The organism is Polynucleobacter sp. 35-46-11, from assembly GCF_002281105.1.
In genome coordinates this window covers 1-3167 of sequence record NZ_NCFJ01000299.1, presented here as the reverse complement: position 1 = coordinate 3167, position 3167 = coordinate 1, and the positions used below count along the sequence as shown (strand labels likewise).

Genomic DNA, 3167 nt, shown 5'->3' with positions numbered 1-3167 from the left:
TTGATGGACGATTGCGAATAGAAGGTAATCAAGTTCAGGTTCAACCACCGGAGTCGCAATTAATAAAATTATGAGTAAAGAACGTTCATCCCGCGGAGCCAGTACTGGCTCAAAGTCTGGATCCAGATCTGGATCACGCTTAGGTCCACAAAAGAGTTATGCCGCTAAATCTAAGGATCCATTGCGTCGCCCAGAGCGTCGTAATGCGAGCGGAAACATCATTGCGCCCGAAGGTCAAAAAAACTTTTCTAATGCGAAGGCTTTGCCTCAGCATGCCATTCATTTAGAGCGTCTGCTTCCTGAGTTACTCAATTTTGAGCAACCAGCTGATCGTGTAGTGAGTCGCTATTTCCGCTCTGAACCGCAGCTGGGTAATCGTGATCGCGCCTTAATTGCTGAGAGTGCTTTTGCCATCTTGCGTCGTAAAAATGAGTTCTCACAATTTGCTTCAAGTGGTGAGGGATCACAGGCCAGACGCTTAGCCCTATTGGGTTTGCTGTCTGCTCTGTCTGAAGGTGGTCTTGGTTCTGCTAATCGCGCTGAGAGTGCGATTGCTGACTTAGCCCACGTGCTCAAGACGGGCGAGTACGAGTGGTTGCAGCGCTTTGCGACAGTCGATCCATCAGCACTCAATCCATTGGTTCGTAATAACTTGCCGGAATGGTTGTGGGATGCGTTTGGAAAATATCCCGGCGAAGAATCTCGCGAAGAGTTAGCTAAATCACTTATGCATCCAGCTCTTTTGGATTTACGTGCAAACACCATGAAGACAACTCGTGAGCAATTGCTTGCTGAGATGAATGCCCTTGGCGGTCGCTATCAAGCCATTCCAACTCCATATGCCCCTGATGGTGTGCGCATTATGGGTAAGCCCGCTCTGCAAAATACTGTTGGCTTTAAAGCAGGGATGTTTGAGGTTCAAGATGAAGGCAGTCAGTTATTAGCCTACTTACTCGCCCCCAAACGCGGTGAGATGGTAGTGGACTTCTGTGCAGGTGCTGGCGGCAAGACTTTAGCGATTGGGGCAATCATGCGCTCCACAGGCCGTTTGTACGCCCTGGATACATCTGAGCGACGCTTGGCTAATTTGAAGCCGCGGCAAGCCCGTAGCGGACTCTCTAACGTGCATCCTGTCTGGATTGATAGCGAGAATGACACTAAGATCAAGCGCTTAGCCGGCAAGATTGATCGCGTTTTAGTCGACGCCCCTTGTAGTGGCATGGGTACTTTGCGCCGTAACCCAGACCTCAAATGGCGCCAGACCCCAGAAGGGGTGTTGGAGCTCAATCAAAAGCAAATGAATATATTGGCTTCGGCAAGTCGCTTGCTCAAGCCAGGAGGCCGCTTGGTTTATGCGACCTGCAGCCTTTTACCTCAAGAAAACCAGCAAATTGCAGAGGATTTCTTGGCAAAGCACCCCAATTTTGAGGTCGTTCCGGCAGCCGAGGTTCTTAAGCCATTGTTTCCAAAGGATAAAATTCCTCTAGGATGTAGTCCTGATAACCCTTGGTGGCAGCTTTGGCCCCATATTCACGGTACAGATGGCTTCTTTGGAGCTGTTTTCCAAAAGAAAGCTGCTGCTCCAGTTGAGAAGATTGATCAGGGCGATGAAAAAGGCGGGGAAAAAGAGACTAAGATCAAAACCAAGAAAGTCGCTAAAGAACTAAAATAAGGGTTTAGACCTCGTTAGGGATATCCTTTTGAACACAGCTTCTGGTTTTGATTTATTCCTTAATTGGCTATCTCATGGCTATTTAAATTGGGCGTGGTGGCAGATCCTTGTTTTTACTTTGGTGGCCACTCACATCACAATTGCTAGCGTGACTATTTTCTTGCATCGTTGCCAAGCGCACCGTGCCTTAGATTTACATCCAATCATGTCCCACTTCTTCCGGTTTTGGCTCTGGCTAACCACTGGGATGGTGACTAAAGAATGGGCTGCTATTCATCGCAAACACCATGCCAAGTGCGAGACTGTCGATGACCCACATAGCCCCCAAGTTCTCGGCATCAATACCGTTCTCTCTCGTGGAGCTGAGCTGTATAAACAAGAGTCACGCAATCAAGAGACTTTAGAGAAGTTTGGGCATGGCACGCCAGATGACTGGCTTGAGCACAATGTCTACTCTAAGTTCTCTTGGCAAGGTGTGGCCTTGATGTTGATCATCGATGTGTTTTTGTTTGGTGCTATTGGCTTAACTGTGTGGGCAGTGCAGATGCTGTGGATTCCAATCACCGCTGCTGGAATTATTAATGGGATTGGTCACTACTGGGGCTATCGCAACTATGACTGTGAAGATGCCTCCAGAAATATTTTCCCTTGGGGCATCTTGATTGGCGGCGAAGAGCTACATAACAATCATCACACCTTTGCCACAAGTGCCAAGCTCTCTAGCAAGTGGTATGAGTTTGATATCGGCTGGATGTACATTCAGATGATGAGTGCTGTTGGCTTGGCCAAAGTGAAGAAGACTTCTCCAAAGCCAGTACTAAGCGACTTGCGTCCTGCAGATCAAGGCACACTCGAAGCTATCATCGCTAACCGTTATGAAATCATGGCTCGCTATAGCAAAACCTTGAGCTCTTTCTTCAGTAACGAAGTCCAACATATGCAAGTCTTGGCGGCACATTTAAAAGATGCGCGTACCTGGTTGGGTAAAGATGAATCTCGTTTGACTGCAGAAGAAAAAGTGAAGTTGGAAGAGTTGATGGCAAGCAATGCTCAATTACGTAAGATGATTGAAATGCGTCGTGATTTGCAGGCTATCTGGAGTCGCTCCAATGCTACAGGTGATCAATTGGTTTCTCAATTGCATACGTGGTGTCAGCGCGCAGAAGATAGTGGTTTATCGAGTCTGCGTGACTTCTCTTTAAGGTTGCGTCGTTACGCTTAAGCGATGACATGAATTTTGTCTTGGTGAAAAATCAAGACAATAAAAAACCCGCTGATCTAGCGGGTTTTTTATTTGCTGCAAATAAATATCGAATCGATAAATTACTTGAGCTTAGTTTCTTTGTAAGCAACGTGCTTGCGAATGGTTGGATCGAATTTCATGATCTCCATTTTTTCAGGCTTTGTACGCTTGTTTTTTGAAGTTGTATAGAAGTGACCAGTACCAGCTGATGACTCTAATTTGATTTTTTCTCTGCCGCCTTTAGCCATTTGT

Annotated in this window: 3 protein-coding genes; 2 read left to right on the top strand and 1 reads right to left on the bottom strand. The window is 46.8% G+C overall.

All coding sequences use genetic code 11. The annotated features are described in order from the left end of the window. Window positions 1-70: 70 nt before the first annotated feature. On the top strand, window positions 71-1672 hold the full coding sequence (locus B7Y67_RS13835; RefSeq protein ID WP_215301890.1) for an RsmB/NOP family class I SAM-dependent RNA methyltransferase: 1602 nt from the start codon (window positions 71-73) through the stop codon (window positions 1670-1672). Window positions 1673-1700: 28 nt separating this feature from the next. Continuing rightward, window positions 1701-2894, top strand: a complete 1194-nt coding sequence (locus tag B7Y67_RS13830) for an acyl-CoA desaturase (protein ID WP_215301888.1) — start codon at window positions 1701-1703, stop codon at window positions 2892-2894. A gap of 101 nt (window positions 2895-2995) precedes the next feature. Here B7Y67_RS13830 and rpmG read toward each other — a convergent pair whose 3' ends face one another. Next, entirely contained in the window at window positions 2996-3163 is a 168-nt protein-coding gene (rpmG, locus tag B7Y67_RS13825) for a 50S ribosomal protein L33 (RefSeq protein ID WP_015421876.1), read from the bottom strand. Between the last annotated feature and the right edge of the window lie 4 nt (window positions 3164-3167).

Bases quoted from the DNA above. Each gene is read 5' to 3' on its own strand.
- B7Y67_RS13835 (WP_215301890.1), top strand. From the start codon at position 71: ATGAGTAAAGAACGTTCATCCCGCGGAGCCAGTACTGGCTCAAAGTCT.
- rpmG (WP_015421876.1), bottom strand. From the start codon at position 3,163: ATGGCTAAAGGCGGCAGAGAAAAAATCAAATTAGAGTCATCAGCTGGT.